Consider the following 4840-nt stretch of genomic DNA (forward strand, 5'->3'; position numbering starts at 1 on the left):
GAGTCGAGCTAGTCCGACCGGCTTCGTGAGGAACCCGTTGGGGGTTAGACTCGAAGGCTGCCTCGTCGTTCTCCGGCTGGACGAAGACTCTCACTGATCCGCGGCTTTGCGCTGCGATCGTGGACCGTCTCACCTTCGGCGGCAACATCATCGAAACCGGCAGCGACTCCTGCCGCCTCGCCCACACGAAGAACACCCACGCGTGGGACACGGGAAAGTAAGCAAACTGAGCGGACCCGGCGAGCAGTTCATCACCGGATCCGCTGTAGCGTTTAGCGTCCCCTGACCAGGCATTTTCTCGGGCGGGTCTTACGGGAATGTCCGCCTGCCGGAACCACACGCGTCGGCACCGGTGTGTCATTCCGGGGCAGGAGTCCCGGTGGGCGTCCAGCTTGCGAGTCTCGGTGGCCTGTGCTTGGCAGCCTTCGGTAAAGACGCGCTTCCAAGTAATGATCGCCTGATGCAACTGCATAGTCGCTGACGTCGTGGAAGGTGTCGGAGCGTCCAGGTCCAACGCGGTTAGGAGTCCGCACGTTCCGAGGCATGGGCCGGGAGTAGGCGCGGGATGAGTCGGACGAAGAGAACCATGGCGACGAGCTCGACGAGCGTCTGCGTGACGACGACGAGCGGGGCAAGGTCGAAGATTGCCGGCAGCGCAAGGACGAGCGGGAGGACAACCAGGGAGTTGCGCGTGGCGCCGCTGAACACGATCGCTCGACGCCCTGCAACGTCAAGTCGAGCGATCCTCCCTGCTGCAGCACCAATGGGGATCATGGCCGCGGCGAACAAAAAGAAAACCGGGATGGCCCGGAGCAACGAAGCGAGTTGTTGCCAGACGCCGCCGATTTGTGAGACGACAACTACCGCAAGGGTCAGCATCATCAGTGGCACCATCGCCCCCAGTACGATCTCCTGCAGGACCTTTCCAGCGCGGGTGCGGACTGCGAGAAACTGGGTCAGCCCGGCGGCGATGAGAGGTAGCGCGATGAGTAGTAGGAAAGCTTCGACGAACGGGGCAAGGTCGACGGCGCGGACGAACTCATTGCCGACGAACAGCCACAGGTAGACCGGGAGTAGGAGCATCTGCACGAGCATCAGTAGTGGTGCTGCGGCGAGGAGCCGGTCTCTGGCACCACCGGCGACCCCGGTGAACACGATGACGTAGTCCACGCATGGTGTCAGCAACACGAACAGCACACCGACCAGCAGGACTTGATCGTGTGCGACGATGCGCGACAGGAGGAACACGACCACCGGAACGAGGGCGAAGTTCACCACGAGCACCGTGATCAGGAAGCGCCAGTCGCGGAAAGCCTGGCCTATCTTTGCGAACGGCACTCCGAGGAATGTCGCGTAGAGCAGTGGCCCGAGCACAGGGTTGATCGCGCCCTCGGCCGGGTGCGCGACACCAGGGACCAGCAGGCCGACTCCCGCTCCGACGAGAAGGGCGATGAGGTAAAGCGCGACCTGGTATCGTTCCAGCCATTCCACCCTTGAGCGCATGTCGTTCATTCTCCAAGCTTCCAATTGGTCATTGCTCACTGTATAGTCATCAAATGCTGACTATAGCTTCTCGTATCGATGTGATGAACCGTCTCGGTCGAGCGATGGCCGATCCGACCCGCTCTCGAATCCTGATGACGCTGCTCGGCGGGTCGAGCTACCCGGCCGTGCTCTCGCGATCGTTGGATCTATCCCGGTCGAATGTCTCTAACCACCTGACCTGTCTGCGGGACTGCGGGATTGTCGTGGCAGAGCCGGAGGGCCGGCAGACGCGATACGAAATCGCCGACCCTCACTTGGCGGCCGCTCTCACCGCTCTCGTGGATGTGACGCTATCTGTTGACGAGAACGCCCCGTGCGTCGATGAATCGTGCAGCGTCCCTGGATGCTGCGGAACGGCAGTGAACGCATGAGCACATCCCTGACCGCTGAACGTCGCTCTAGGCTGCACCGTCGCGTCCGTTTCATCGTGGGGTTTACGATCACGTACAACGTGATCGAAGCCATCGTGGCGGTGTGGGCAGGTACTGTCGCATCCTCCGCGGCCCTGATCGGGTTTGGCCTTGATTCCATCGTGGAAGTGCTGTCTGCGGCCGCGATCGCATGGCAGTTCACGCGGAAAGATCCGGAGCGCTGGGAGAAAGTTACGGTGCGGGTGATCGGCCTCGCTTTCTTCGCCCTCGCCGCCTACGTCTCAATCGATGCTGTCCTGAGCCTTATTCGGGTGGAGGGGCCCGCGCACAGCCCATTCGGGCTCGGGATCACGGCACTCAGCCTGGTCATCATGCCGCTGCTTGCCTGGTTCGAGGTGCGCACCGGTCGAGAGCTGGATTCCAAGAGCGTCATGGCTGACGCTAGGCAGCTCATCCTCTGCGTCTACCTCTCAGGGGCAGTCTTCATCGGCCTCGCCCTCAACAGCCTGTTCGGTTGGTGGTGGGCCGACTCCGTTGCCGCCCTCGTCGTGGCGGTACTCGCAATCCGTGAAGGCATCGAGGCGTGGCGCGGCGATGTGGAGTCCCCGTTCGAAGTCCTCGAGGACCTCGACAACGAAGAGGTAGAGGCGACGGTTCGATGACACACAACGGCCCCTTCAACGAAGCTCCGATCGCGTGCACTCTGCCCACCATCGCCGAGGCCAAGGCGCAGGTTGAGAAGTGGCAGGCCTTCGACGCCGACTACGCGCAGTCCTCCGAACGCACCGACACACAACTCACCGTTCACTACGCGAAAGTCGAGGACTCAATCTTGCGCCTGCGAGACCTCGTCGCGGTCGAACGGCGCTGCTGCGCGTTCGTGGATTGGAGCACCGAGGAAAGCGATGAGGAATTGCGCCTAATCGCGCGCGGCACCTCCGACCAACTCGCCGCGCTCAACATCGGCCACGGCTGACGCACCGCCAAACGCTCCTGTATGTGACCCCTCGCCGCGCTTGCGGGTACACGATCTGGGTCGAATCGCGGTCTCTGGTGCATGTCCGCAACCACTGAATATGCCGCCCGCTGATCGTCCCACCAGCGATGTGGCGGGTTCTCTAGCCAATTCCGTCGGCAGCCGACTCTTCTATGACCGCCTTGACTGCTGCGCAGTAGATGCCCTACGTCCTTGGCGGAGAGGAAGCCGGCGGTAGATCTCAGTGGAAGCCACCGCGGCCATCGCGCGTTTCGTGGGTTCTTCAGGTCGTTGTCGTGAGGTGATCGATGTCTGCGGGCGGGGTTTGGCGGCGGTGGAGGAGGAGCGCAGCGATTGTGCCGAGGACGCCGACGCCCGCAAGGGCTTCGGCGGCGGCGGGAAGGCTTGTGGCGCCCAGCCATCCGGCGAGCGGGTAGGTGATGAGGAAGCAGGCGTGGGATAGCGCAAATTGGGCGGTGTAGACGAGGTTCCGGTTCGTTGGCGTGGAGGCTTCCGCGAGCAGCCTTGAGGAGGGCGTGTTGATCAGTGAGGTTCCGGCGCCGAGTATCAGCCAGACGATCAGCAGTGCCCACCACCCGGTACCTGTGTCGACGGCGATGATCGTGACACCGATCGCCGCAACAAGCCCGCTTGCCACCACGGCCGTGCCGGTAAGCATGGTGCGGGTCACTCCGATCCGCTCGACGACCCAGGGTATGTTCAACGCCACTACCAGTGAGCCGACGCCGTAAGCGCCGAGGGCGACGGCGAGGGCTGCGTCGTCGAAACCGAACACGCCCTTGGCGTAGACGACGGAGTTCACCAGAACGAGCGCGGTGCCGGCCGCGACGACGATGTTGGTGAGCATCAGAAACCGCAGGCTGGGCGAGCGGGCGAATACCCGCATCCCGGTCGATAGGCGCTGCCAGAACGAGGATGCCGGCTGATCGTGTGACAGCGCCGGGAGTCTGGTCGTCACTACTAGCGCGGCTGATGCGGCGAAGCCGACGGCAGTGCCCAGGAACAGGTTGTTGTAGCTGATCACGGTCAAGAGGACCGCGGCGAGGAGAGGGCTCAGCAATGCTTCGAGGTCGTACGCGAGGCGGGAGAGGGCCAGCGCTCGAGTGTAGTCGCGTGGTTCGGGGAGCACTGAAGGGATCAGCGACTGAAACGCGGGCGTGAATGTCGCGGATGCGGACTGCAGCACGAACACCAGCACATAGATCTGCCATGTCTCTGTCACGAACGGCAGCATCGCTGCGATCAACAGCCGGATCGCGTCGGCACTGACGAGGACGGCCTTCTTCGGGAGCCGGTCCACGACCGCGCCGATCAGCGGTGCGACGCCCACGTACGCGACCATCTTGATCGTCAACGCGGTCCCCAACACCGATCCCGCTGCCGCGCCGGCCAGATCGAACGCCAGCAAACCAAGTGCGACGGTGAGCAGCCCCGTGCCGACCAGTGCGATCACCTGCGCGGAAAACAGCGACCGGTACGTCCGGTTGCGAAGAACCTGGATCATGAGTGGTGCCGAGGGGTGTCTTCGACAGCATGTTCCGCTTGCAGAATCGCTTCGGTGACCAGGCGCTGCGCGCGCTCGTCCGTGAGCCGGTAGAACATCCGGTTGCCGTCCTGGCGAACCCGCACGATCTTCCCCCACCGCAAGTTCGCGAGATGCTGCGACACGGCCGCAGGGCTGCGGTCCACGAGCTCGGCGAGAGCGCTCACCGACAGTTCCCCCTCTTGGAGGGCGAGGACGATGCGAATCCGTGTCGCATCTGCGAGCAACCGGAACACCTCCACCGCCACCTCAACGAACGGGCCATCCGACTGCAACCGATCTATATTAGTATCTGCATGCATGCTTACATACTAAGATAGGTCTTGGTTCGGATGTCCCCGTTCTCTATTGCGGTGGTGAAGCGCCCCAGGTTTGATGCCGCAT

At 63.0% G+C, this 4840-nt stretch carries 6 protein-coding genes and 1 pseudogene; 4 read left to right on the forward strand and 3 right to left on the reverse strand.

What is annotated here, in order from left to right; all coding sequences use genetic code 11:
* Positions 1-65 precede the first annotated feature (65 nt).
* Positions 66-221 (forward strand): annotated as a pseudogene (locus MIC448_RS16505) (ATP-binding protein); the annotation flags it as partial.
* A gap of 298 nt (positions 222-519) precedes the next feature.
* Here MIC448_RS16505 and MIC448_RS14355 read toward each other — a convergent pair.
* Positions 520-1503: an arsenic resistance protein gene (locus MIC448_RS14355; protein WP_036301240.1), complete on the reverse strand. Its 984-nt coding sequence runs from the start codon at positions 1501-1503 to the stop codon at positions 520-522.
* A 53-nt stretch (positions 1504-1556) separates the two neighbouring features.
* Between MIC448_RS14355 and MIC448_RS14360 the strand changes: the two genes are divergently transcribed.
* Genes MIC448_RS14360 through MIC448_RS14370 form a run of 3 tightly spaced genes read left to right on the forward strand, consistent with a single transcriptional unit; the run spans position 1557 to position 2892 of the window.
* Positions 1557-1916, forward strand: a complete 360-nt coding sequence (locus MIC448_RS14360; RefSeq protein WP_081766446.1) for a helix-turn-helix transcriptional regulator — start codon at positions 1557-1559, stop codon at positions 1914-1916.
* On the forward strand, positions 1913-2578 hold the full coding sequence (locus MIC448_RS14365) for a cation transporter (protein WP_036301243.1): 666 nt from the start codon (positions 1913-1915) through the stop codon (positions 2576-2578). Before MIC448_RS14360 ends, MIC448_RS14365 begins: the two co-directional genes overlap by 4 nt.
* On the forward strand, positions 2575-2892 hold the full coding sequence (locus MIC448_RS14370; protein WP_036301234.1) for a hypothetical protein: 318 nt from the start codon (positions 2575-2577) through the stop codon (positions 2890-2892). The genes MIC448_RS14365 and MIC448_RS14370 overlap by 4 nt, the downstream gene beginning before the upstream one ends.
* Positions 2893-3175: 283 nt before the next feature.
* Here the strand turns inward: MIC448_RS14370 and MIC448_RS14375 are convergent, their stop codons facing one another.
* Positions 3176-4417 carry an MFS transporter gene (locus MIC448_RS14375; RefSeq protein WP_051514050.1) on the reverse strand — a complete coding sequence of 414 codons (1242 nt, stop codon included), beginning with the start codon at positions 4415-4417 and terminating at the stop codon, positions 3176-3178.
* On the reverse strand, positions 4414-4758 hold the full coding sequence (locus MIC448_RS14380) for a metalloregulator ArsR/SmtB family transcription factor (protein WP_036301237.1): 345 nt from the start codon (positions 4756-4758) through the stop codon (positions 4414-4416). The genes MIC448_RS14375 and MIC448_RS14380 overlap by 4 nt, the downstream gene beginning before the upstream one ends.
* Between the last annotated feature and the right edge of the window lie 82 nt (positions 4759-4840).

This window comes from Microbacterium sp. C448 (assembly GCF_000582705.2).
In the GTDB taxonomy this organism is placed as follows: Bacteria; Actinomycetota; Actinomycetes; order Actinomycetales; family Microbacteriaceae; genus Microbacterium; species Microbacterium lacus_A.